Below are 24,092 nucleotides of genomic sequence, written 5' to 3'. Positions count from 1 at the left end.
CCTTCCTCGCCGATCATCGGACGGGCGTCGTGTCACGGGGGTGCTGCCACGCCGAGCCCGAACGCGGGAGCCTGTGTGCTCCACGGGGGGCGGGCCGTGCCGGGCCGGGCGCCGGGAAGTCGCGGACGGGGGTAGGCAGTTGCCGGCGCCCAGTTGCCGGACGATGGAACGAGGAGGGCCCCATGGAAGGGTGCTGACCTGCTGAAACAGTGGAACTCTGCTCGCAGGTGCCTGCACGATCGTCTCGGCCCCGGGAGCACAGGCCGAATCGTGCTGCAATGGACGCATGCCTCTCGAAGAGCTTCGCGCCCTGCTGGCCCGGCATGCCCGACCCGACTGGACCACTGCCGTCGACGGTGTCCTGATCTCAAAGGTCGAGCGGGAGGATCCCCCCGCGCCGTCGATGTCCGGCACGGTGCTCGCCGTCATCGCCCAGGGCGCCAAGCGCCTCGCCCTGGGCGGCCGGGTCTACGAATACGGCGCCGGGCAGTATCTGGTCGCCTCCGTCGACCTGCCCGTCACGGGGCACTTCACCCGGGCCGACCCCGAGCGGCCGGCGCTCGGGTTCGGCATGGTGCTGGAACCGTCCGCCGTGGCCGAGCTGCTGCTTCAGGCCGGTCCCGGAGACGCGCCCCGAACCGGTACCGGTGCGCCGTCGGGGATCGCCGTCAGCGACGCACCGCCCGCGATGCTCGACGCGGTGGTCCGGCTGCTGCGCCTGCTGGACGAGCCCCGCGACCGCGCGGTACTGGCGCCTCTGATCAAGCGCGAGATCCTGTGGCGCCTGATGACCGGCGAACAGGGCGCGGCTGTGCGGCAGCTCGGCCTCGCCGACAGCGGCCTCAGCCACATCTCCCGTGCGGTGCGCTGGATCCGCGAGCACTACGCCGAGCCCTTCCGGGTCGAGGACGTGGCGCGCCTGTCCGGCATGAGCGTTTCCGCCTTCTACCGCAACTTCCAGGCGGTGACCGCGATGAGCCCCATCCAGTTCCAGAAGCAGATCCGGCTCCAGGAGGCCCGGTTGCTGCTCGTCAACCACCCGGGCGACGTCACGGGAGTCGGCCACCGTGTCGGCTACGACAACGCCTCACAGTTCAGCCGCGAGTACCGCCGCCAGTTCGGCGAACCCCCGAGCCGGGACGCGGTCCGCCTGCGCGGCGCGGTGCGCACTCCCGCGGGCGCGCTGACCTGACCTGCCCGGTGCGGGAGTGCGAGAGGATCGTGCAAGACTCGGGGAGGATGCTTCTAACGTTCGTGCAGGTCAGAACGCTTCAATGGAATCACGAACTCTCCCGGGGAGCAGGAAAGTGACTGATGGCTCCGCGGGTCCCGACACATCGTGAGGATCACGCCATGAAGACCGTTCTGATCACCGGTACCTCCTCCGGCTACGGCCGGGAGACCGCTCTGTACTTCCACGAGCAGGGGTGGAACGTCATCGCGACGATGCGCACCCCTCGTGCCGGCGTACTGCCCGAGTCGGACCGGCTCCGCGTCGTCGAACTCGACGTGACCAAGCCCGAGACCATCACCGGGGCGCTCCGGGCGGCAGGGCCCGTCGACGCCCTGGTCAACAACGCGGGCATCCCCTCGATCGGCGTGTTCGAGGCGACGCCCATGGCCCGGGTGCGAGAGGTCTTCGAGACCAACACGTTCGGTGTGATGGCCACGACTCAGGCAGTGCTGCCCCAGTTCCGCGAGCGCGGTTCCGGCGTGGTGGTCAACGTGACGTCCAGCGTGGTGCTGGGCCACATGCCGCTCACGGCCGTCTACAAGGCGAGCAAGGCGGCCGTCGAGGGATTCACCGCCTCCCTCGCGCTCGAACTCGAGCCCTTCGGCGTGCGGGCGAAGACCGTCGAACCGGGTGCCTGCCTGACGACGAACTTCGGCGAGACGGCACTGGACGGCCCGTCCCTGGAGGAGGCGGTCCCGGAGCCCTACCTCGCGTGGGCGGAGAAGACGATGGGCGAATTCATGAACCAGGACCTGTTCACCAAGGAGAGCGACGTCGCCGAGACGGTGTGGCGTGCCGTGCACGACATGACGGGCCAGCTGCGGTTCCCCGCCGGCCCCGACGCGGTCCGGCTGGCCCAGGCGAAGTGACCGGGCGGCGGGAACACCGGCCGTCGGGAGCCCGGCCGAGACCCCCGGGGCCGGACCCCCCGGGGCCGGGCCGCCTCAGCCTTCACGAACCGGCCGAGGCGGCGCCGCCGTTCGCGAACCGGAAGAGGGCGTCGTGGGAGGTGTATCGCCTGACCGGGCGAAGTCCTGCACAGTTCGCCCCATGCGGAACCTTCCTCTCTTCCCCGCGTCGTTGGTCGGCAGCTATGCGCAGCCCGAGTGGCTCATCGACCGGGCGAGACTGGCCGACCGGTTCCCTCCCCGGGTCCGCGCGCGTGAGCTGTGGCGGCCGGACCAGGAGCACCTGGCGGAGGCACAGGACGACGCCACCCTGCTCGCCATCCGGGCGCAGGAGCGAGCGGGCCTCGACATCGTCACCGACGGCGAGATGCGCAGGGAGAGCTACTCCAACCACTTCGCCACCGCGCTGGAAGGTGTCGACATCGACAACCCCGGTGAGGCGCTGGACCGCAGCGGCCACCCGAATCCCGTGCCGCGTGTGGTGGGCCCGATCAGCCGGCCCGAGCCGGTCCAGGCCGGCGACGTGCGATTCCTGCGGGCCAACACCGACCGCGTCGTCAAGGTCACCGTGCCCGGCCCGTTCACGATGTCGCAGCAGGCGCAGAACGACCACTTCGGCAGCCCCGAGGCTCTGGCGATGGCATACGCCGAGGCGGTCAACGCCGAGGTGCACGACCTCTTCGCCGCCGGTGCCGACATCGTGCAGCTCGACGAGCCGTACATGCAGGCCCGCCCCGAGGCGGCACGGGAGTTCGGCCTGAAGGCGCTGAACCGGGCGCTGGAGGGGGCGCCGGGGACCACCGCGGTGCACATCTGCTTCGGCTACGCCGCGATCATCCACGAGCGGCCCTCGGGTTACTCCTTCCTTCCCGAACTGGCCGACTGCGCCTGCGATCAGGTCTCGATCGAGACCGCACAGTCCGGTCTCGACACCTCGGTGCTCAAGCACCTGCCGGGCAAGACGGTGATCCTCGGCGTCATCGACCTGTCCGACCACGCGGTGGAGACCTCCGGGACCGTGGCGGCCAGGATCAGGCGTGCGCTGCCGTACGTCGATCCGGAGCGCATCGTGGTCGCGACGGACTGCGGCATGAAGTATCTGCCGCGGCAGTCCGCGGAGGGCAAGCTCCGTGCGATGGCCGAGGCCGCGGAAGTCCTGCGCGCCGAGGTCGGCGGGTAGCGCTCTGACCGGGAAGGTCCGCCGGCTCGGTGGGAGGGGGCGGCGGCTGTGGCGCAGCGTGGTTCGCGGGAAGGTCCGCCGCTGGGCTGACACCCCCCGGCGGGCCCTTGCGCCGTCCGCCTCTTGTGTCACCTGCGCCAGAAGAGGTGGTGTGTCACTCCGCTCGCGCTGGGCACGACCTCGAGGTGGTACCGGTCGAGCAGCTCGTCGGGGGACTGCCAGAGCCGCAGTCCGGACCCGAGCTTCACCGGCGAGACCGCCACATGCATGGTGTCGACGAGGCCGGCGTCGAGGAACTGCCGGATGGTGGTGACCCCGCCGCCGAGCCGGACGTCCTTGCCCTGTGCTGCCTCCCGGGCCTGTTCGAGCACCGTGACGGGGTCGCCGCCGACGAAGTGGAAGGTGGTGTCGGAGAGCGTGAACGACGGGCGCCCGTGGTGGGTCAGGACGAAGACCGGGGTGTGGAACGGGGGTTCGTCTCCCCACCAGCCGCGCCAGTCGTGGTCCTGCCAGGGCCCGCGCTGGGGCCCGAACTTGTTGCGGCCCATGATCTCAGCGCCGATGTTGTGCGCGAAGTCCCGCGTGAAGTAGTCGTCCAGGCCCCGGCTCCCGCCGGGTTCCGTGCGATTGGGCCAGCTCGCGGTGGCGCCGGCCCAGGCGAACAGCCTCTCTGCACCGTCAAGGCCGAAGGGACTCTCGAAGCTCTGGTCCTCACCGGCGCCGATTCCGTCGCTCGAGACGTTGAAGTTCTGGACCCTCAGCAGCTGAGCCATGTGTCCTCCTGTGCAGTCGACAACGGTGCTGAGACTCTCCGGGCCGCGGAAACTCATCGCGTCCGTGACCGGCCGGAACCGGGCCAACTGCACTGCCCGCACGGGAGGTTCGCACTGGTCACTGGTCAGGCCGCGTGAGCGGGGAGGGCCTCCCTGCGGACACGTCGTCCCGCCGCGTGTTACGGGGCCGTGTTCCCAGCCTTGTGCGGCCAGGGCTCGAGGGGCGCCCGCCGAGGGCGCCGACGGCCCCCGAGGCCCGCCGAGGGGCGGGGTGTCCGGCCCGGGGACGTCTCTGGCGGGGCGGCGGGGGTGAGGTCCTCGTGATACTTTCGGCGTCGCCGTGCGCTGCTGCAACCGAGGAGGTGAGACCGATCAACGCTCTGACAGTTCGGGACTCCCTCCGTCGCACGCCTTGAGGGAGTGCCCGCGGTAGGCATCCCGAAAGGCCTGCGACGCAATGCACTTCACCTCTGAGACGTCGTCCGAAGGCGTCCGCGAACAGCTCTTCACCCTTGACGGGATTCCCGGCGCGCTGTGGACGCCGGAACGCGCCGTCGGTACTCGTCCCCTCGTCCTGCTGGGACACGGCGGCGGCCGGCACAAGAAGGCGCCCGGCATCGTCGCCCTGGCCACCCGGTTCGTGGCCGAATGCGGTTTCGCCGCCGTCTCCGTCGACGTGCCCGGCCACGGCGACCGGCCCAAGGACGAGGAGTACGACAGGATCGCGCGCGCGAACCAGGCGCGTGCGGATGCCGGAGAGGAACTCGCCCCGCTGATCGCCGGGTTCCAGGCGCTCGTGGCCCGGCAGACCGTCCCGGAATGGCGGGCGGTCCTGGACGGGGTGCAGGAACTCGCGCACGTCGGCAGCGGTCCGGTCGGATACTGGGGCGTGTCGCTGGGGTGCGGCCTGGGCGTTCCGTTCGTTGCCGCCGAACCCCGTGTCCGTGCGGCCGTTCTGGGGTTGGGCGGGGCGCCGGAACTGGCCGGGGCCGCCGCGCGGATCACCGTCCCGGTGGAGTTCCTGGTGCAGTGGGACGACGAACGGGTGCCCAGGGCCCGGAGCTTGGAGCTGTTCGACGCCTTGGCGTCGGACGAGAAGACGCTGCACGCCAACCCCGGCGAGCACGGGGAGCTCCCGGCGTTCGAACTGGACAGCACACTGCGGTTCTTCGCCCGGCACCTCGGCCCGCACCGCCGCCGTCCGTAGCACCGCACCGCCGTCCGTAGCACCGGGGCGCCGTCGCTGGCACCGGGGCGCCGGCCCGGGAACCGCTCCGGGTCGGCGCGTTCGGCGACTCCGGCCGGCGCCGGTCGCCGGCACCGGCCGGGGTTCCCGGAGTCCGGAGCGCGGCTAACCTGCCGCCTTGTGCGTGGCGTCGGTGCGGAACCCGGTGTACGTGTACGGGTTGTCCAGCACCTCGGTCTCGGGGATGTCCGGGTTCATGCCCTGCCGCCATGCCTCGTCGCCGAGGGCCCCGCGCAGGTGGTCGACGGTGGCCTCGACGGTACGGCGGACGGCCGGGAGGTCGACGTCGACGAGCCTGTGGTCGTGCTTGACCACCCGGCCGTCGACCATGACCGTGTGCACGTCGGCCCGCTGGGCCTGGAACGCGACGTGGCCGTACGGGTTGAGGACCGGGAACATCGCGGGCGAGGCGTCGTTCTTGATCAGCACGATGTCGGCCTTCTTCCCGGCTTCGAGACTGCCGATCCTGCCGTCCAGGCCGAGGGCCTTCGCCCCGCCGCGGGTCGCCCACTCGACGACCTGGTCGGCACGCAGCCGGCAGTGGGTCACCGTGTCGCCGGCGGCGTGCGCTTCCAGGTGCTCGCGCGCGCGGTCGGCTCCGAGGGTCGCGCGCATCGCCGAGAAGAGGTCGCCGCTCCACCAGGCGCTGGTGTCCATGGAGAGCGCGACGGGTATGCCGTGCGTCCTCAGCACCCACGTGGGCGGGTAGCCCTGACCGCAGCTCTGCTCGCTCTCGGTCGACACCGACACCGTTCCTCCGGTGGCCGCGATGCGGTTGTAGGAGTCGGCGTTCAGCGTCGCCGCGTGCACGTAGACGGTCCCGGGCGTCATGAAGCCGTGGTCGTGCATCAGACGGATGCTGTCGTCGTTGGTCGCACCCCACACACCGGCGTGCGTCGTGACCGGGGCGCCGAGGTCGCGCGCCACCTCGAACGCGGCCCGCTCGGGGAACTCCGGATCGCCGGTCACGTCGAAGGCCATCTGGAAACCCAGCATGTCGCTGCCCGTGAATCGCCTCTCGACGAACGCGCGGAACTCCGGCCTCGCCGACCACTCCCACGGCGCGGCCTGGATGTTGCCGTAGGCCAGGACGAACCTCCCGGGCACGGCCTCCAGGGCGTCGACGGCGGCCTCGGCGTGGTCGGTCGTCTGCAGTCCGTGCGACCAGTCGACGGTGGTGGTGACCCCGGCGTCGAGCGCTTCCACGGCGGACAGCAGGTTCCCGGCGTGGATGTCCTCGGGACGGAAGAGTCTGCCGTGTTCGAGGTAGTACCAGACGAAGTACTGCGTCAGCGTCCAGTCGGCGCCGTACCCGCGCATCGCCGTCTGCCACATGTGCCGGTGGGTGTCGACCATGCCGGGCATCACGATGCCGTCGGTGGCGTCGATCTCGACGGTGCCCTCGGGGACCTCCAGCCGCCTGCCGACGGCCTCGATGCGCTGACCGGTCACGAGCACGTCAGCGTCGGCGAGCACCGACCTGCGCTCGTCCATCGTCAGAACGGTGCCGTTGCGGAAGACGACGGCACGTTCCGGCCCGGACATCCACTGAGGCGAACCGCCGAGTGTCATGTTCGTCCCCTCCACTCTTGTGCACGTTGGGGTGGCTACTTCTTCGGAGAGGCGTAGGGCACGAGCATCCGCGACGTGCGCACCACGCTCAGTGCGGCGATCCCGAGTACGGGCAGCAGCGTCAGTTGCCACAGTCCGGCGCCCTGCCACCCGAGCCGGCCGACCAGCCAGGCGAAGATCAGGCCTGAGAAGGCGGCGCCGACGTAGTAGGTGAGCATGAACATCCCGGCCCCGCGTCCTACGTGCTCGGGACGGACCGCCCGCTGCATGGCGGTGGTGCAGTTCGTGAACAGGACGCCGCTTGCGAAGGTGCCGATCAGGAAGGCCAGTACGTAGTGCGCCGCCGGTGAGGTCACGACCTGGTAGGCGAGGAAGGTGCAGCCGGCGGCCCCGGCGAAGCCGACGGCCAGCAGCATGCGCTGGTCGTAGCGGTCGCCGAGCCAGCCGGCCGGCAGGGCCATCATGGCGCCGAAGCCTGCCATGGACAGCGCGAACGCCGCCTCGCCCGCGGAGAATCCGAGCTCCTTCGCGAGGAAGGTCGGGTAGAGGCCGAGGAACCCGTAGAAGACCAGCCCGGAGACGACGCAGGCCACTCCCAGTCCCACGGTGTTGCGGTTGAGCGGGTTCGCGGGCACGTGGTCGTAGCTCTGCGACGCGGCGCCCGGTGTGCCGACCGCCTCGGTCAGCCTCTTGGAGACCGACACCACGATGAGCAGCGACATGACCACGCCGATCGCGGCGAAGACGTAGAACGGCCCGCGCCAGTCACCCCACGCGGAGACGATCTGCGTTCCGACGAGCGGGCCGAGGAAGATGCCCAGACCGAACGAGACGCCCACGACCCCGGCGGCCACCGCCCGCCTGTGGAAGAAGAACGCGCCGACGACCGCGTACAGGGCCGCGGCGTGTATGCCCTCTCCGATGCCTGAAAGCAGCCGGTAGGCACTCATGTCCACGAATCCGCCGGCCAGCGGGACGCCGACGGTGCCGGCCGAGTACATCAGGACGGCGATCACGAGGATGTTCCGCCGCGAGAGCCGGTCCACGAGGAAGCCGCCGAGGAGACCTGCGGCCGCCAGGCCCAGCGTGAACCCGGTGGCGAGCGTGCCGCCCTGTTCCAGGCTGAACCCGAACTCGCCGCTGATGTCCGGCAGCAGCGGATAGAAGATCTGCCGGTCCATCGCGTTGAGCATGTACGAGAGACAGAGGACGCCGAAGCCGACGACGACCACTCTCCGTGTGCTGCCGGAACTTCCCGGCGTGTTCCCGGTCTCCACCTGCTGCTGCGGAACGCTCGTCACGGCGTACTCCTCGGTGTCCGGTGTGCGGACAGTCGTCCGTGGAGCAGTAAAGTAAGAGCGGGCCCGCACGGTGTCAAGGTCACGGCACTGCGGGGACGTGCCGCGTGGTTGACTGAAAGGTCCGCGAGGCTCGCGACCGCGCGTCGGAGCCCGGAGACGTGCCGTCCGGAGACGCAGCCAGCCGCAGGAGTGCCGATGCCCCGCCGCGACCCTGACCCCGACTTCATCGAGTCGATCGCTCGGGGCTTCGACGTGATCAAGGCGTTCGACCAGCACCGGCCGGTGATGTCGCTGAGCGAGGTCGCCGCGGCCGCCCGGCTGGCGCGTCCGACGGCCCGGCGGATCCTGCGCACCCTGGAGTCGCTCGGTTACGTGCGTACGGTCGACGCCGGTTTCGCCCTGACTCCGCGGGTTCTCGAGCTCGGACTGACGTATGTGCAGGGCATGGGGCTGTGGGACGTGGTGCGCCCCCACATGGAGAAGCTCGTGGCGCAGACCCACGAGTCGAGTTCCATCGCGCAGCTGGACGGCTCCGACATCGTCTACGTGGGCCGGGTCGCCGTCCCCAAGATCATCACGCTGGCCGTCCAGATCGGCACGCGCTTCCCGGCGCCCGCCACGTCGCTGGGGAAGATCCTGCTGGCCGACCTCGGCGAGGACGAGCTGGAACGCACGCTCGCCGAGCCGAGCCGCGCGGGCGTCGTCGCGAAACGGCAGCCCGAACGGACCGAGCTGGACGCCACGTTGCGCCAGGTGCGGGCGCGTGGCTGGGCTCTGACCGACGAGGACCTCGCCGCCGGCATCCGGTCGATCGCGGCGCCGCTGCGGGACGGCACCGGCAGGGTCGTCGCCGCCATGAACGTCACCGTGCACGCGGCCGAGACGTCGGTGGAGACCCTCACCGGGGAGTACCTCCCCTTGCTGCGGGAGACGGCGAGCGCGGTGAGCGCAGAGCTGGCGCTCCATGACGCCCTGCCGCGCACCGTGGCCGAGTCCGAGGTCTCCTGACCGCTCGCGGCCCGGGGCCGCTCCTGCCGCTCCTGCCGCTCCTGCCGTCCCTGCCGCTCTTGCCGCTCTTGACATCGGCAGTGCGTGTGCCGATGCTGGCGGAGTCCGGACAGTTGTCCGTAGAGCGGGCAGGGAGGGAACTCTCTTGGTGGATGTCTCGGCGGATGTCTCGGTGGATGACGCACATCCGGAGCAGGGCCAAGGGCGCCGGCCCCTCGAAGGGCTGCTCGTCGCCGACTTCTCGCGCATCCTGGCCGGCCCGTACGCGAGCATGCTGCTGGCCGACATGGGCGCCGACGTCGTCAAGGTGGAGGGCCCCGACGGCGACGACACCCGGACGTGGTCGCCCCCGCTGCGCGACGGCGTCGCGACGTACTACCTCGGCATGAACCGCAACAAGCGGTCCATCGCACTCGACTTCCGCGACCCGGACGACCGGGCGCTCGCGCAGGAGCTGGCCGCACGGGCCGACATCGTGCTGGAGAACTTCCGCCCGGGAGGGCTCGTCAAGTTCGGCCTGGACTACGACAGCGTCGCTGCCGCGAACCCGGCCGTCGTCTACGCCTCCATCAGCGGGTTCGGCTCGGGCGGCGGCGCCGCGCTGCCCGGCTACGACCTCATCGTCCAGGCCATATCGGGCCTGATGAGCCTGACGGGCGACCCCGACGGGCCGCCGTTCCGCTCCGGGATCTCCGTGTTCGACGTGATGTCCGGCATGCAGGCGACCATCGGAGTCCTGGCGGCACTTCAGCACCGCAACCACACCGGCCGCGGACAGCACGTCGAGGTCAACCTGCTCGCCACGGCCCTGTCCGGGATGGTGAACCACACCAGCGCCTACGTCGCCGGGGGCGTCGTCCCGCACCGCATGGGCAACGCCCACCCCAGCCTCTTCCCGTACGAGCCACTGCCCACGGCCGACGGCGATCTGATCATCACGGCAGGAAACAACGGGCAGTTCGCCACTCTGTGCAAGGTGCTGGGTGTGCCGGAGCTGGCCGAGGACCCGAGGTTCGGCACCAACCAGGAACGCACCGCCAACCGCGACCAGCTCCGACCGCTCCTGGTCGAACGCCTGCGGAGGCGGGGGCGGATGGACTGGTTCCGTGAACTCCTCGAAGCCGGCGTCCCGTGCGGGCCCATCAACTCCGTCGAGGAAGGCGTCGCGTTCGCCGAGCAGTTGGGCCTGGACCCGGTCGTACGCGTCGGAGAGGGCGACGGCGCGGTCCCCTCCGTGCGCAACCCGGTCACTTTCTCCGAAAGCCCCGCTCGCTACGACCTTCCGCCTCCCGCCCTCGACGAGCACGGCGCGGAGCTGCGGGCCTGGCTCACCGGGCCGCGCCGCTGACAGGCCGCTGACAACAGGACACCGACACCTCGAGGAGCTCCCGGAGTGGACAACGGCTCACCTCCCGCCGCACCGTCATATCCGACGTCGCTGGGCACGTCGGACGCCGAGACGATCTCGCTGCTCGGGCACGACCTGGCCGACGACCTGATGGGCAGCGTCGGCTTCGGCGAGCTGGCCATGTGGCTGGTGACGCAGCAGCGGCCGACGCCCGGCCAGGTCCGCCTCTTCGAGGCGGTGCTCGTGGCGCTCGCCGACCACGGGTTCACCCCGACCGCCATCGCCGCGCGGCTGACCTATCTGTCGGCCCCGGACTCGGTGCAGGGCGCGCTGGCGGCGGGCCTTCTCGGCGGCGGATCCCGGTTCCTCGGCGTGACCGAGGACTGCGGCGGTTTCCTGGCCCGCGCCCTGGAGGAGCACCGGGACGGGCTTCCCCGGGACCCGGAGGACGAAGCCGGGTGGGACGTGCCGGCGCGGGCCGCGGTGCGCAGGGCCCGGGAGACCCGCAGCATCGTTCCCGGGCTCGGCCACCCCGTCCACAAGGAGCGCGACCCACGCACCGCGAGGCTCCTGGCCATCGCGGCGGAGGAGGGCCTGAAGGGCCCGCACCTGCGGCTGTTCGAGGCCATCGGCCGGGTCCACCCCGAGGTACTGGGCAGGCGCCTGCCGCTCAACGGCGCCGGAGTGTGCGGAGCGGCGCTGGCCGACCTGGGTCTGCCGGTCGGCCTGCTGCGGGGGTTCGCGCTCCTCGCCCGCACCGCCGGACTGCTCGGGCAGCTTGCCGAGGAGACCCGCCGACCCGTCGCCGGCGACATCTACATGTCCGTGGACCGCAACGCTGTCTCCGTGCCACCGGAAACAGCCTGACCGAACCGAGGGAGCTGCCATGGCCGAGGTCGTCGCGGTGATCGCCTCCACGCATCACCCCTTCTACTACAGGGCGAGCACGTCCACCGGGGACGAGCGGCCGCCGTTCGCCGACGAGTGGGTGGCGAAGATCGAACGCTTCCGCGAGACGCTGACCCGAGCGCGCCCCGACGTGCTGGTCATGGTGGGCAGCGACCACTTCCATCAGCTGTGGCTGGACAACATGCCTCAGTTCCTCGTCGGCAAGGCGCCCTTCTACGACGGGAACTTCTACAACGAGGAGCGTGAGTTCGGGCTGCCCCGGATGCTGCTCGACGGGCATCGGGAACTCTCGGGGCACATCCTCCGGCAGGGGCTGGACGCCGGATTCGACCTGGCCTTCAGCGAGGAGCTGCGCATCGACCACAGCGTCACGTGCCCGATCATCACGCTGCGGCCCGAGGCGGACCTGCCGATCGTGCCCATATACACGAACATCTTCGCGCCGCCCCTTCCGCAGCCGAAGCGCTTCGTCCAACTGGGCCGCGCCATCAGGGAGATCGTGGAGTCCTGGCCCTCCGACCAGCGCGTGGCGGTCATCGGGACCGGCCATCTGTCGCTGGAGCTGGGAGGGCCCCGCCAGTTCGGCGAACACGGCCCCGACCCCGAGTTCGACCGCAAGGCCGTCGACTGGATCGCCAACGGCGACCTGGAGGGCTGCCTGAGCGAGGTGAGCCTGGAGAGCCTGCACGCTCCCGGGAACGCCACGCACGGATTCATGGACTTCATGCTGATGATGGGCGTCGCCGGTGAGAACGCCAAGGCCGACCACGTCGACAGCCTTGACCTCTTCCACACGATGGAGGCCTACTTCACCTGGTATCCGAACGGAGCACCGGCATGAGCAAGTACCTGGTCGACAAGTTCCTCTACACCATCGACCGCGACCCCGAACTGGTCGAGCGCTACCGGGACGATCCACGCGGGACCGTCAAGTGGTGGGAAGCGGAGCACGCGGGAAGCATTCTCAACTGCGTACGGGCCGAGACCACGACGTGGCTGAAGTTCGAGCGGGAGGAGCGCGAGGCGCTCGCCGCGCACGACTACCCGAAGCTGTTCGAGCTCGGGGCCCACCCCTTCCTCACGCTCACCCTGTTCATCGCCATGTTCGAGCGGGACCACGAGCCGCTGGGATTCCAGAAGGAATACGCCCGCAGGCTGGCGCACTTCGAGCTGCCCTACCCCGACTACGCGACCTGAGGCAGCAGTGCGAGCAGCCGTCATCGAACGCCACGGCACGGCACCCGCGATCGGGGAACGTCCCCCGCCCGCAGGGGCCGAGGCACATGCGCTGGTCAGCACGACGGCGGCTCCGGTCACGCCGCTCGACGTCCTGTGCGCCACGGGCACGTCGTACTTCGGACCGCCACCGCTTCCCTACGTGCCCGGCGTCCAGGGCGTCGGCGTCGTCCAGGACGCGCGGGGCGTGCCCGCCGGAACCCGGGTCTGGTTCCCCACGACCGCCGGCATGGCGCCGGGCGACGGCAGCATGGCCCAGCAGGTGCTCCTGCCCGAGACCGAACTCGTGGCCCTCCCGGACGGCGTCGAGGACACACTGGTGGCGGCGCTGGGGCTGTCCGCCATCGCCGCCTGGGCGGCGCTGATTTGGAAGGCCGGCCTGCGGCCCGGTGAGAAGGTCCTCGTCCTCGGCGGAGGCAGCGTCGTCGGCCAGGTCGCGATCCAGGCCGCCCGGCTTTCCGGCGCGGGCCGGGTCGTGGCCGCCTCCCGTTCGAGCCGCGCGCAGGAGCGGGCGAGGACGTGCGGCGCGGACGCCGTGGTGGCACTGCGCGACGACGACGAGCCCGACGAACTGGCCGGGCGCCTCACGAACGCCTGCGCAGGGAACGCCGACGTCGTGATCGACCCGCTGTGCGGCGTGCCGGCCACGGCGGCGCTGCAACTCCTGGCGCCCGGCGGCAGGTTCGTCAACCTCGGCAGCTCGGCCGGTGACAGCGCGACCTTCACCTCCGCCACCCTCCGCAGCCGTTCGGCCCGGCTCCTCGGCTACACGAACAACGAGATCAGCACGGCGCGGAAGGGCGAGGCGCTGCGGGCGCTGCTCCAGCACGCCGCGGCGGGACGCCTCCGGGTCGACCACGAGGTCGTTCCTCTCGACCGGCTCCCCGGCGCATGGGAGCGACAGGCAAACGGACTTGCCGAACGGCGCATCGTCGTGGACCTCACGGCGCAGGACGGGAACGGGGGGCCCGGCGGGCCGTGAGCGGGGCCGTCACCGGGCCGCCGGAGGGCGCCCGGCCGTGCGCCGCGCCATGACCGGCGGCGATCCGGTACGAGCGGCCTCGCCGCAGGAACAAGCCCGTCAGGCCCTTTCGGGCTTGCGGGCCAGCAGGCAGGCGTGCGGTCTGTTCGCCCGTCCGCCGGGCTCCTGCTCCAGCCTCGCGGCGACGACGAGTCCCGCCTGCTCCAGCAGGCCGGCCGTACGGTCGTAATCAGCGGCGACCGTGTCGTACGACTCGCGCGCGGCGGTCAGGAAGGAGGGCTCTGCCATGCGGGCGAGCCTAGAAGCCAGGGAACTGACAGGCCATGACACGACCTTGAGCTGACCTGCGTGGCACGGACACGAACCACCCCGTTCTGCAGGGAAGTCGGAACACCGCCCGGGGCGAAGCCGGAGCGCGAACGCCCGGCCTCCTCGGGCCGCTCCCGTACCGCTGCGGATTTCGTACCTCAACACCCCTGCGGGGACAGGTCAGTTCGTCCACAACGTGAGACGGCACTTTCTTCCAGAGGTCGGACCGGAGAAGAACGAGCCCGGATTCACGGGAGTTGGGCAGGTACGTACGCCCGATTTCCTTCACGTGACACAGAAAGTGTCACGTGTTGGCCGAACGGGGTTGTCGCGTACATGGCCCCCTGCGTCTACTGGCGGTCGCACGGAATCCGTCTCCGTCCGTGGAAGGAACCCCCCATGCACAGTCCCCGGAGCAGCCGCACCAAGCGCTCTCTGATCGCAGCCGCCGTCGCCGGCGGCTGCGCACTCGCGACACTCGTGGCCGTGCCGGCCAGTGCCGGCACCAGCGACGGCGCGAAGGCCGCCTACCAAGCCTCCTGCCCGGTCGACGCCGAGATAAGCCAGGGGCACCACGAGGGCCATGACGGCGTGGACCTCGCCGCCCCGATCGGCACGCCGATCTTCGCCGCCGGCCCGGGAGAGGTCACCGAGTCCGGTCCCGCCTCCGGCTACGGCCAGTGGGTGCGCATCAAGCACCCGGACGGCTCCGTCACCGAATACGGGCACATGAACGAGCGGTTCGTCCAGGTCGGCGACACCGTGGAGGGCGGCGCCCGGATCGCGTCCGTCGGCAACGAGGGCCAGTCGACCGGCCCGCACCTGCACTTCGAGGTGCACCTCGACGGCGGCACGGGCGTCGGCGACGACCCGCTCGCGTACATGTCCGAGCGCGGCGTCTCCCTCCCCTGCAAGCCCTGAGGCCCTGACCCCCCGATGTCCTGACCGGGTGTTCCGGCCGGCGGCGGCGACGTGCCGCCCCGGTCCCGGACCCCGGTCACCCAGGAAAGACGCCGAAGCTCTCCCGGCACCACCACGCGTGCCGTGAACGGCGTACGGGCGTACCACGCCACCCCCCCGTCACCGGCCGGACCCGGCGCGCCGGCCGGCGACAGGAGCTCCAAACCCCCCACCACGCGCCGGAGTTGGATCCAGAGAGGCAACAGAGCCGATGAACACACGGAAGAGAGTCCTGGCAGCGGCCGTCGGCGGCGCGCTCGTGGCGAGCCTGGCGGTGGCGACGCAGCAGGCCACCGCCGCGCCCCCCGCCGAAGAACCCACGATGAACGAGGCGTTCACGCAGGCGGCCGAGGAGTTCGACGTGCCGCGCAGCCTCCTCGTCTCCGTGGGCTACGCCGAGACCCACCTCGACGGCCACAACGGCGAGCCCAGCCAGGACAACGGTTTCGGCGTCATGCACCTGGTCAGCAACCCCGAGCGGAAGACCCTCGAGCAGGCCGCGGAGATCGCCGGCGAATCGAAGGCCGACCTGAAGAAGAACGACGCCGCCAACATCCGCGGCGGTGCCGCCGTCCTCCGCGCCAAGGCCGACAAGGCCGGTCTGAAGGCCGCCGACCGCAAGCGCGTCGAGGCGTGGTACCCGGCGGTCGCCGCCTACGGCGGTGCCGAGAGCGCCTCCCTCAAGCGCCTGTACGCCGACGCCGCCTACGACTTCGTCAGCAAGGGCATCCCGGCCAAGGGCACCAAGGTCCGCTTGTCCGCGCAGAAGGTCACGCCCGAGCGCGGCAAGCTCGCGAAGGCCGCGGCCCCCGGCACCGGCACCAAGAGCGAGGACTACCCGCCGGCGATCTGGAACCCGGCCGACCCGGCGAACTACAACACCGGCCGGAGCGCGGCGATATCCCAGGTCGTCGTCCACGTGACCCAGGGCGCGTACGCCGGCACCATCAGCTGGTTCAAGAACCCCGAGTCCCAGGTCAGCGCCCACTACGTGGTGCGGTCCTCCGACGGCGAGATCACGCAGATGGTGCGCGACGCCGACACCGCATGGCACGCCAGGAGCGGCAACGCCTCCGGCATCGGCATCGAGCACGAGGGCTTCGTCGACGACCCGTCGTGGTTCACCGACGCCATGTACCGCTCCTCGGCGGCGCTGACGAAGCACCTGTGCGACAAGCACGGCATCCCGAAGGACCGCGCGCACATCGTGGGACACAACGAGGTTCCCGGAAACGACCACACGGACCCCGGTCCCAACTGGAACTGGGACACGTACATGGGCTACGTGAACAGCTGACGGACGAGCGGCGCCAGGGCGCCGCCGAACCGTGATTCGGTGACCCGGCCGACCGCCGGGCCGCCGAGTCGTCCATACGAGGGCCCCCGGGGCACTCCGGGAGCCGGGCCCGGAGCCCGGGGGCCCTCAGCCGTTCCCAGGACGCGCGTTCCCGCTCCCGGGCCCGGACCGCCGCCGCGTCGCCGGCGTTCCCGGGCCTCCGGACGTTCACAGTCGCTCGACCGTTCACAGCCCCTCGACCGTTCACCGCCACTTGACCGTTCACAGCCCCTCGGCTGTTGTCAGCACCGCAGGCGGTCCCGACGCGGCGTCACTGCTGCGTCCTCGACTCAGCGTCGGCGTCCGCGTGTTGGAGGGAACGCGGCGGACCGCTGCGGTCCGCATGTCCTCGGCCGCCCCGCCCGGCCCGGCCCGGCCCGGTCCAGGCCAGGGACGGCTGCCGCACCCAGAGGCGTTGCCGACCAGAGGCGTTGCCGCCCAGGGCGTTGCCGCGACGGGGCCGCCCCTAAGCGAGGTCCGGCAGCTCCTCGCCCTGCACCGCCTGCACGTCCAGCTCGATCCTGAGCTTCGTGCCGATCGCCGCGATGCCGGCCGCCAGGATCTGGTTGTAGTTCATCGCGAACTCCTCGCGCTTCAGCTCAGCCGTCGCGCGGAAGGCGGCCCTCGTGCCTCCCCACGGGTCGGGCCCGTATCCCAGGTACGTCAGGTTCAGCGAGACGTCCCGTACGACTCCGTGCATCGCCAGCCAGCCGTGCACCGTCCAGCGGTCGGTGCCCGCCGGCTCGACGGCGTGGCTGCGGTAGGTCAGCTGCGGGTGGCGCTCGACGTTCAGGAAGTCCTCCGAGCGCAGATGCGCGTCACGGATGCTGTTGCCCGTGTCGATGCTCGCGGCCTGGATGACGGCCTCCACCGAGGACTTCTCGGGCTCCTCGTCGATCTCGATGCGGGCCTGGAAGTCGGTGAAGCGGCCGTGCACGCTGGATATCCCCAGGTGCTGCGCCGTGGCACCCACCGTCGAGTGGACGGGGTCGACGGTCCACGGGCCGGGCGGCGGGAGTTCGGTGCCTCCCTGCCGTACGAGTACGAGCGTCCCCAGGTCCGCTCTGCCGGAGGCGGTGACCAGCGCCGTGGCGGCGGCGGGCGCATAGCCGACAGCGGTGGCGATCACCGTGTACGGGCCCGCGGGCAGTGCCTCCTCGCTCTGTGCGAGGCCGTCCTCGTCGGCTTCGACACGGAGGACCTGAACTCCCGTCATGTCGGTGACGGTCAGCACGGCGTGCTGTACCGGCCACCCTTCACGGGTGTGGATCTGCGCCCGTACGCCTGCGCCTGCCATCTGTCGATTCGCTCCTTCTCGCTCGGGCCCGGTCTGTCCGGCCCGCCCCGTGACGAACCCGGGAACCGGGGGCGTCCCGCCCGGCGCCCCGGGTCAGTCTTCCTTCCGCGTCGCCGACGCGGGAAGTGCGTTGCGGGATCTTCCGGTTCGGCTCCGCGCACCTCTTGGTCCCGTGCGCGGGCGGCGTCCGCTTTGTGTCTCTTCCGCGCCGCTTCCGGCCGTCCGGGCACCCCGTGAACCGCTCAGGGGCGCCCGGACGACGGGACGGGTCTCACTCGTCCGGGTGGTGCAGCTCGATGTCGTGGGAGTCCGGACCGCTGCCGTCGACACTCAGCGCGCTGGCCACCGGCGGGTAGCCGCTGGCGATGATCGAGTACTCGCCCGCGTCGAGGTCCGTGAAGCCGTATGCGCCGTCCTCACCGGTCGTGGCGGTGGCGACGACGTTCCCCGCCGCGTCTACGAGCGTCACCCGCGCGTCCGCGAGCGGACTGGCGTCGACACCGGCTCGGATGACGCCCTGCACGCGGGCGCCTGCCTGCAGCTCGACGTCGATGCGGGTGATGCCCTGCCCCTCGATGTCCACGGGCCGGGCGACGGGCCGGAAACCGGGCGCGTTGACTGCCAGGGTGAACGTCCCGGTGACCAGCTCGTCGAAGGCGAACTCGCCGCGCTCACCGGTGCGTCCGGTGGCCAGCACCTCGCCGCGCTCGTCCGTGACGACGACCATCGCCGAGCGCACCGGCTGCCCGTCGCCCGAGCCGCGTACACGCCCCGCGAGACCGCTGGTGGCCGCCAGCAGCACGTCGTGGCTCAGCGGCTCGTCGCCGACGGTGAGCGTCGTCGCCTGCGGCTGGTGGCCGTCGGCGGCGGCGATCAGGACGTAGGTCCCGGGCCCGGGGGTGTCCATGCCGTAGCGGCCGTCCGCCCGCGCCACCGACCGGCCGAGCTGACGCCCGCTCAGCGAGATGAGCGTCACGGCGGCGCGCGGCACCCCTTTGCCCTCCGCGTTCCGGACGGTGCCGAGCACGCAGTGCGGGGTGCCGGCCAGGGGCTCGTCGGCGTCGGTGGGGCCGGGTTCCGCGGGCTGGTATCCCGGCGGGATGAAGTCGCCGGCGTCGCCCTGGGGGGCCGCTCCGCCCGCGAACGCGGCGTCCTGCTGGAGGAGTTCCCCGGTGGCGGACTCGCCGTGGCTCATGCCCGGCTTCGTCTTGAGCGGCACCTCCTTCACGCACAGCACCAGCAGCAGGCCCAGCAGCGCCACGGGAGCCGCGTACAGGTAGATGTCGCCTATGCCGTGCCCGTACGCGGACTCGATGACGTCGCGCACCGGTGCGGGAAGCTTCGCGAGGTCGGGGATCTCGCTGCCGGCGCCGCCTGTCGGGCCGCCGTGCTGCACGCCCAGCCTGTCCAGGCCGTCGTCGACGTAGTCCGAGATGCGGTGGGCGAGGACCGCGCCGAGCACGGAGACACCCACGGCACCGCCGAGCGAGCGGAAGAAGTTCACCGACGAGCTGGCCGCGCCGAGGTCCGTGGCCTCCACCTGGTTCTGGGTGGCGAGGACGAGGTTCTGCATCATCATGCCGACGCCGACGCCCACTCCGCCCATGTAGAGCGCCAGATGCCAGTACTCGGTGTCGTGCCGCATCGTCCCCAGCAGGCCGAGGCCCGCGGTCAGCAGCACTCCGCCGGAGCAGAGCCAGATCTTCCACTTGCCCGTACGGCTGATGACCAGCCCGGAGAGGGTCGTGGAGAGGAACATCCCGAGAATCATCGGGATCGTCATGACGCCCGCCATCGTGGGCGATTCGCCGCGCGCCAGCTGGAAGTACTGGCTGAGGTAGACCGTCGCGCCGAACATCGCGATGCCGACGAACATGGACGCCAGCGACGTCAGCGCGATGGTGCGGTTGCGGAAGAGCCTGAGCGGGATGATCGGTTCCTTCGCCCTGGACTCGACGAGGACGAAGAGCAGGGTCAGCGCCAGCGAACCGCCGACCATCGCGTAGCTCTCCCACGACAGCCAGGCGTACTTGTCGCCGGCGAACGTCACCCAGACCAGCAGCAGCGAGGCCGCCGACGCGACGAGGAGGGCGCCGGCCCAGTCGATCTTCACCTTGCGTTTGATCACCGGCAGGTGGAGCGTCTTCTGCAGCAGCAGCAGTGCGATGACGGCGAACGGGATGCCCGCGTAGAAGCACCAGCGCCAGCCCAGCCAGTCGGTGTCGGTGATGACACCGCCCAGCAGCGGCCCGCTCACCATCGCGACGGCGAAGGACGCGCCGATGTAGCCGGTGTAACGGCCGCGCTGCCGCGGGGAGATCATCGCGGCGATCACGGTCTGGGTCAGGGCGGAGATGCCGCCCATGCCTATGCCCTGCACTGCACGTGAGGCGATCAGCATGCTCGTGTCCTGCGCGAGACCGGCGCTGGCCGAGGCGAGCACGAAGACGACGATGGCCGTCTGTATCAGCGCCTTCTTGCTGAACAGGTCCGCGAGCTTGCCCCACAGCGGGGTCGACGCGGTCATGGTCAGCAGCGACGCCGTCACCACCCAGGTGTACGAGCTCTGCCCGCCCCCGAGATCCGAGACGATCTTGGGCAGAGCGTTGGCGACGATCGTCGAGGACAGGATGGCGACGAACATGCCGAGCAGCAGCCCGGACAGCGCCTCCATGATCTGCCGGTGCGTCATGGGCGCGGCGCCCCCCGGTCCGGAGGAGGCTGACGCGTGGTTCTGCGAAGCGTCGCCCACCCCGCCTCCGGAGCCGGCGCCCTGCACACCGGATGGTGTGGTCGTGGCCATTCTTTCCCTAACTCTTCTTCAGTGCGGTGCAGTGTCTCTTCGTCTGCTGTGGTCGCCGCGAAAGCCGCGGTCGATGCCGTTGCTCCGCTCGCTGCGGCCGGTGGCTGTACGGGCCGGGCCGGCCGTGCCGTCCCAGGGCTCCGCCGTCCGGGCCGGCGGGTGCCGCCCCGCCGCGACCGGGGCGCGGCGGTCTTCGAAGCCTCCCCGCGGGCGTCCCGGCATCTCCTTCAGCGTGCGATGTCCTCCCCGGTCTCCTCGGTCCAGTCGTGAAGAAGCCCTCCAGGGTCCGGTCGTGGCCTCGGAGAGCGTGTCCAGTTGTCGGGCGCCCCGCTCGGTGAGGCGCGGCAGCCGGGCGCGTCCGTCCCCGCGGGCCGGGCGCGCTCGATCCACCCGCGCACCACCGCGTGCGACGTGGCGCCTGGTGACAGACATGTCTACCGCCATCGGCTCCGCGAGACGACCCATACGCATCTCGTCCGGTGTGAAGATGCGTCAACACCGTGGCGGGGGCGGCCGGTCGGATGTCCCCGCGGCCCGTGTACGGGCTCCCGCCGGACGCAGCCGGGCCCGGTCCGGGTTCCGGGCCGGGCCCTCATATTCGCTGGGTGCGGCCCGTACGGACACCGTTGTCGAGGAATCGTTGCTTTGGGCAACTATAATTTGCGGCAGTTGCCGTACGCAAATGATCAGGGCGCAAGCGGAGGCAAAGAATCAGCAAAGAGCCGTGGTTTCCGGGGTCCCCTTCCGGTCCTGACCGCCGGGCCGGGGCTGTCCCCGCCCTCAGGGCGTTCGCTATCGTCCTGCCCTATGGCTCACAACCCGCATGCACCGCAAGGCCCGGACCCGTCCCAGGACGCGGCCGGCAGCACCCAGATGTTCCGCGCGTTCGTCGACGAGGAGAGCGGCGGCGCGGGCGCACAGCGACACGGCGCACCGGAGATGTCCTCCTCCGGCCCACGGATGGGGATCGTTCTCGCTGTCGTCGCCGGCATCGCGGTCGTCGCGGCCGCGGTCTATCTGGCCGTGGCCTGACCGAGCCCGTTCCTTCCGTACTCGCGTCCCCGGCCCCTTTTCCCGGCCCGCGTTCCTTTGGTGCCGTAGCGCCGTGGCCGCGCCGGCCGCCGGGCCCTTCCGCCCGGCGTGCGGCGCGAAGGGCGGCCCGTACGTCACCGGCGCGTACGGGCGGAGCGCACGCGCCGGCGCTCACTCCTCCGCGATCAGCCCCTCACGCAGCTGCGCGAGCGTGCGCGTCAGCAGTCGCGAGACGTGCATCTGCGAGATGCCGACCTCCTCGCCGATCTGTGACTGCGTCATGTTGGCGAAGAAGCGAAGCATGATGATCTGCCGCTCGCGCGGGGGGAGTTTGGCGAGCAGCGGCTTGAGCGACTCGCGGTACTCCACGCCCTCCAGCGCGCTGTCCTCGTAGCCGAGCCGGTCCGCGAGCGAGCCCTCGCCGCCGTCCTCCTCCAGTGCGGGGGAGTCCAGGGAGGAGGCGGTGTAGGCGTTTCCGACGGCCAGCCCGTCGACCACGTCCTCCTCCGACACCCCGAGGGCGTGGGCGAGTTCGGGGACGGTCGGAGAGCGGTCCAGCGTCTGCGACAGCTCGTCGCTCGCCTTCGTGAGCGCCAGGCGCAGCTCCTGAAGCCGCCGCGGGACCCGCACCGACCAGGATGTGTCGCGGAAGAAGCGCTTGATCTCGCCGACCACCGTCGGCATGGCGAACGTCGGGAACTCCACGCCGCGCTCGGCGTCGAAGCGGTCGATCGCCTTGATCAGGCCGATCGTGCCGACCTGGACGATGTCCTCCATGGGCTCGTTGCGGCTGCGGAAGCGCGCCGCGGCATACCTCACGAGGGGCAGGTTGAGCTCGATGAGTGTGTCGCGCACGTAGGTGCGCTCCGTGCTGTCTTTGTCGAGCGTGGCGAGCCGCAGGAAGAGCGAGCGCGAGAGGGTGCGCGTGTCGATGGCATCGTGGTCTGCGGGGGCCTCGGGGGTTCCCAAGGCGTCGACGTCGTCGGTCGTGTTCTCGATGAGCACCTTCGAGCTGCCCAGTTCTACGGACATGCCACCCCCTTGAGGTCGCGGACGGTTCGCAGCGGCGCCCTCGTGTGAGGGAGGCACCTCCCCCTGCATACCGGAAGCGCCGTCGCGTCAAACGCAGCTCTTGCAGAATGTCACAAGTAGGCAACGCGACGTAGCCCCATGTCGATAAAACTGCACAGCTGAGGAAGTTGGGTCGCCAACTTGCCTCACTCTGCTCGGTTATGCCTCGATTCGATTTGCGGCCCGGAGGCGGGCGAAGCTGCGTGACAGAAGTCGCGAAACGTGCATTTGGGACACACCCAACTCGGCGCTGATCTGTGACTGCGTCAGGTTCCGGTAATAGCGCAGGAGCAGGATGCGCTGTTCGCGTTCGGGCAGCTGGACGAGCAGGTGCCTTACGAGGTCCCGGTGTTCGACGCCGTCCAGTTCCGGGTCCTCGTAGCCGAGGCGGTCGAGCAGGCCCGGCAGGCCGTCCTCGCGCTCCTGCGCCGCCTCCAACGACGTTGCGCGGTAGGAGCGTCCGGCCTCGATGCAGGCGAGCACCTCCTCCTCGGTGAGCTTCAGACGCTCCGCGATCTCGGTGGTGGTGGGCGAGCGTCCCAGCGCCGTGGTCAGGTCCTCCGTCGCGCTGCTGACCTGCACCCACATCTCGTGCAGGCGTCTGGGCACGTGCACCGTGCGGACGTTGTCGCGGAAGTACCGCCGGATCTCCCCGATGATCGTCGGCATGGCGAACGTCGGGAACTGCACGCCGCGGTCGGCGTCGAAGCGGTCGATGGCGTTGATGAGTCCGATGGTGCCGACCTGGACGACGTCCTCCATGGGCTCGTTGCGGCTGCGGAAGCGTGCCGCCACGTAGCGCACCAGGGGAAGATTGGCCTCGATGAGTGCGGTGCGCACCCGTTCGTGTCCGGCGGTGCCCGGTTTCTGGCCGGCCAGCTGCTCGAAGAGCTCCTGGGTCAGCGCCCGGGCCTCCGCGCTGCGGCTCTCGCGGGTCTGGGTCGCCGCCACTCAGCCACCACCTCTTCGGGTCCGGGTCTGTTTCGATCCACGCATCGGCCAAAAGCGGTCATAGCATCACAAGACATGTGCAACGTGCGCAAGCACCGTAAATTGCCGTGTTGGTGCGGAGTTGAGCAATTTCACCGGTGCCCGCAGGGGCCGCCGAGCGCGGATCCGCGTACGGCGCGCGGGGCCGTGCGGTGCCCGGCTCTTCGGGCGCGCGGGGAGACGGGGCGCTCGCATCGGTGACGGGCGAGGGCCGAATGCCGAAAGCCGGCGGGACGTCCCGGCGGGGCGTCCCGCCAGGAGGTCCCGGCGTGCGGAGTCCGCGGGCACCTGAACGGGGCGGGCGGCTGCCCGGCCGGTGAGGGCCGCTGCGTCTGCGGACCTGGGGGCCTGCTGTGAAAGGGGAGCGGCAGCGGCGCCCTCAGGGCGCTACCTGATCACCTCGGTCATGAAGTTGCCCAGTCCGTGAGCGGCGCTGGATATCCCCTCGAACCCGACGTGTACGAGTTCCGTGGCCCTGTCGGGGGAGGTGATGATCGTATACAGAGCGAACACGGCGAGGGCGTAGATCGCGACCTTCTTCGCCTGGTCCATCCAGCTCCTCCCTGGGTTGCGCCCGTCCCCCTCTTAGCAGTCGGG

General features: G+C 70.8%; 21 protein-coding genes and 1 pseudogene. 13 read left to right on the top strand and 9 right to left on the bottom strand.

Annotation, left to right across the window (positions count from 1 at the left end):
* The first annotated feature begins 286 nt into the window (after positions 1-286).
* The 3 genes from H180DRAFT_RS03960 to H180DRAFT_RS03950 all read left to right on the top strand — a co-directional run bounded on the left by H180DRAFT_RS03960 (position 287) and on the right by H180DRAFT_RS03950 (position 3,322).
* On the top strand, positions 287-1,192 hold the full coding sequence (locus tag H180DRAFT_RS03960) for an AraC family transcriptional regulator (RefSeq protein ID WP_055484579.1): 906 nt from the start codon (positions 287-289) through the stop codon (positions 1,190-1,192).
* Positions 1,193-1,353: 161 nt separating this feature from the next.
* Complete coding sequence (locus H180DRAFT_RS03955) at positions 1,354-2,103, top strand: SDR family oxidoreductase (RefSeq protein WP_055484578.1); 750 nt, start codon at positions 1,354-1,356, stop codon at positions 2,101-2,103.
* Between the two features lie 181 nt (positions 2,104-2,284).
* Complete coding sequence (locus H180DRAFT_RS03950; RefSeq protein ID WP_055484577.1) at positions 2,285-3,322, top strand: uroporphyrinogen decarboxylase family protein; 1,038 nt, start codon at positions 2,285-2,287, stop codon at positions 3,320-3,322.
* 128 nt (positions 3,323-3,450) lie between these two features.
* Here the strand turns inward: H180DRAFT_RS03950 and H180DRAFT_RS03945 are convergent, their stop codons facing one another.
* Positions 3,451-4,095 carry a dihydrofolate reductase family protein gene (locus H180DRAFT_RS03945; protein ID WP_055484576.1) on the bottom strand — a complete coding sequence of 215 codons (645 nt, stop codon included), beginning with the start codon at positions 4,093-4,095 and terminating at the stop codon, positions 3,451-3,453.
* A 457-nt stretch (positions 4,096-4,552) separates the two neighbouring features.
* Here H180DRAFT_RS03945 and H180DRAFT_RS03940 point away from each other — a divergent pair, with 457 nt between their 5' ends.
* On the top strand, positions 4,553-5,302 hold the full coding sequence (locus tag H180DRAFT_RS03940; RefSeq protein ID WP_055484575.1) for an alpha/beta hydrolase family protein: 750 nt from the start codon (positions 4,553-4,555) through the stop codon (positions 5,300-5,302).
* 144 nt (positions 5,303-5,446) lie between these two features.
* Here the strand turns inward: H180DRAFT_RS03940 and H180DRAFT_RS03935 are convergent, their stop codons facing one another.
* Entirely contained in the window at positions 5,447-6,886 is a 1,440-nt protein-coding gene (locus H180DRAFT_RS03935) for an amidohydrolase family protein (RefSeq protein WP_055484894.1), read from the bottom strand.
* Positions 6,887-6,948: 62 nt separating this feature from the next.
* Positions 6,949-8,214, bottom strand: a complete 1,266-nt coding sequence (locus H180DRAFT_RS03930) for an MFS transporter (RefSeq protein ID WP_055484574.1) — start codon at positions 8,212-8,214, stop codon at positions 6,949-6,951.
* Positions 8,215-8,409: 195 nt separating this feature from the next.
* Here H180DRAFT_RS03930 and H180DRAFT_RS03925 point away from each other — a divergent pair, with 195 nt between their 5' ends.
* The 6 genes from H180DRAFT_RS03925 to H180DRAFT_RS03900 all read left to right on the top strand — a co-directional run bounded on the left by H180DRAFT_RS03925 (position 8,410) and on the right by H180DRAFT_RS03900 (position 13,697).
* A complete protein-coding gene (locus tag H180DRAFT_RS03925) occupies positions 8,410-9,222 on the top strand; it encodes an IclR family transcriptional regulator domain-containing protein (protein ID WP_055484573.1) in 813 nt (270 codons plus the stop codon).
* 172 nt (positions 9,223-9,394) lie between these two features.
* On the top strand, positions 9,395-10,570 hold the full coding sequence (locus tag H180DRAFT_RS03920; protein WP_055484893.1) for a CaiB/BaiF CoA transferase family protein: 1,176 nt from the start codon (positions 9,395-9,397) through the stop codon (positions 10,568-10,570).
* Between the two features lie 45 nt (positions 10,571-10,615).
* Positions 10,616-11,437 (top strand): citryl-CoA lyase, encoded by an 822-nt coding sequence (locus H180DRAFT_RS03915; RefSeq protein ID WP_055484572.1) that lies wholly within the window; start codon positions 10,616-10,618, stop codon positions 11,435-11,437.
* Positions 11,438-11,456: 19 nt separating this feature from the next.
* A complete protein-coding gene (locus H180DRAFT_RS03910) occupies positions 11,457-12,320 on the top strand; it encodes a DODA-type extradiol aromatic ring-opening family dioxygenase (RefSeq protein WP_055484571.1) in 864 nt (287 codons plus the stop codon).
* Positions 12,317-12,676 carry a hypothetical protein gene (locus H180DRAFT_RS03905; RefSeq protein WP_055484570.1) on the top strand — a complete coding sequence of 120 codons (360 nt, stop codon included), beginning with the start codon at positions 12,317-12,319 and terminating at the stop codon, positions 12,674-12,676. The genes H180DRAFT_RS03910 and H180DRAFT_RS03905 overlap by 4 nt, the downstream gene beginning before the upstream one ends.
* Before the next feature lie 7 nt (positions 12,677-12,683).
* Positions 12,684-13,697 (top strand): quinone oxidoreductase family protein, encoded by a 1,014-nt coding sequence (locus H180DRAFT_RS03900; RefSeq protein ID WP_074466620.1) that lies wholly within the window; start codon positions 12,684-12,686, stop codon positions 13,695-13,697.
* Between the two features lie 99 nt (positions 13,698-13,796).
* On the opposite strand, the gene H180DRAFT_RS03895 is transcribed toward H180DRAFT_RS03900, so the two are convergent.
* Positions 13,797-13,985 carry a hypothetical protein gene (locus H180DRAFT_RS03895; protein ID WP_055484569.1) on the bottom strand — a complete coding sequence of 63 codons (189 nt, stop codon included), beginning with the start codon at positions 13,983-13,985 and terminating at the stop codon, positions 13,797-13,799.
* Between the two features lie 420 nt (positions 13,986-14,405).
* On the opposite strand from H180DRAFT_RS03895, the gene H180DRAFT_RS03890 reads away from it, so the two are divergent.
* The gene (locus H180DRAFT_RS03890) at positions 14,406-14,927 is read left to right on the top strand and encodes a M23 family metallopeptidase (protein ID WP_055484568.1); all 522 of its coding nucleotides are present in this window, start codon (positions 14,406-14,408) and stop codon (positions 14,925-14,927) included.
* A gap of 250 nt (positions 14,928-15,177) precedes the next feature.
* A pseudogene (locus H180DRAFT_RS03885) lies at positions 15,178-16,233 on the top strand (N-acetylmuramoyl-L-alanine amidase); the annotation flags it as partial.
* A 535-nt stretch (positions 16,234-16,768) separates the two neighbouring features.
* Here the strand turns inward: H180DRAFT_RS03885 and H180DRAFT_RS03880 are convergent.
* Both H180DRAFT_RS03880 and H180DRAFT_RS03875 read right to left on the bottom strand, forming a co-directional pair.
* Positions 16,769-17,599 (bottom strand): YceI family protein, encoded by an 831-nt coding sequence (locus tag H180DRAFT_RS03880; RefSeq protein ID WP_055484566.1) that lies wholly within the window; start codon positions 17,597-17,599, stop codon positions 16,769-16,771.
* Positions 17,600-17,870: 271 nt separating this feature from the next.
* Positions 17,871-20,402: an MFS transporter gene (locus tag H180DRAFT_RS03875; RefSeq protein ID WP_175437714.1), complete on the bottom strand. Its 2,532-nt coding sequence runs from the start codon at positions 20,400-20,402 to the stop codon at positions 17,871-17,873.
* An 807-nt stretch (positions 20,403-21,209) separates the two neighbouring features.
* Between H180DRAFT_RS03875 and H180DRAFT_RS03870 the strand changes: the two genes are divergently transcribed.
* A complete protein-coding gene (locus tag H180DRAFT_RS03870; RefSeq protein WP_055484565.1) occupies positions 21,210-21,434 on the top strand; it encodes a hypothetical protein in 225 nt (74 codons plus the stop codon).
* 171 nt (positions 21,435-21,605) lie between these two features.
* On the opposite strand, the gene H180DRAFT_RS03865 is transcribed toward H180DRAFT_RS03870, so the two are convergent.
* The 3 genes from H180DRAFT_RS03865 to H180DRAFT_RS29690 form a co-directional block, all read right to left on the bottom strand.
* Positions 21,606-22,466 carry an RNA polymerase sigma factor SigF gene (locus H180DRAFT_RS03865; protein ID WP_055484564.1) on the bottom strand — a complete coding sequence of 287 codons (861 nt, stop codon included), beginning with the start codon at positions 22,464-22,466 and terminating at the stop codon, positions 21,606-21,608.
* A gap of 198 nt (positions 22,467-22,664) precedes the next feature.
* Positions 22,665-23,456 carry an RNA polymerase sigma factor SigF gene (locus tag H180DRAFT_RS03860; protein WP_055484563.1) on the bottom strand — a complete coding sequence of 264 codons (792 nt, stop codon included), beginning with the start codon at positions 23,454-23,456 and terminating at the stop codon, positions 22,665-22,667.
* A 426-nt stretch (positions 23,457-23,882) separates the two neighbouring features.
* Positions 23,883-24,047 (bottom strand): hypothetical protein, encoded by a 165-nt coding sequence (locus H180DRAFT_RS29690; RefSeq protein WP_175437713.1) that lies wholly within the window; start codon positions 24,045-24,047, stop codon positions 23,883-23,885.
* Positions 24,048-24,092: the final 45 nt, after the last annotated feature.

Origin of the sequence: Streptomyces sp. WMMB 322 (assembly GCF_900090145.1) — a bacterium.
Classification (GTDB): domain Bacteria; phylum Actinomycetota; class Actinomycetes; order Streptomycetales; family Streptomycetaceae; genus Streptomyces.
This window is presented reverse-complemented; position numbering and strand designations above follow the sequence as displayed.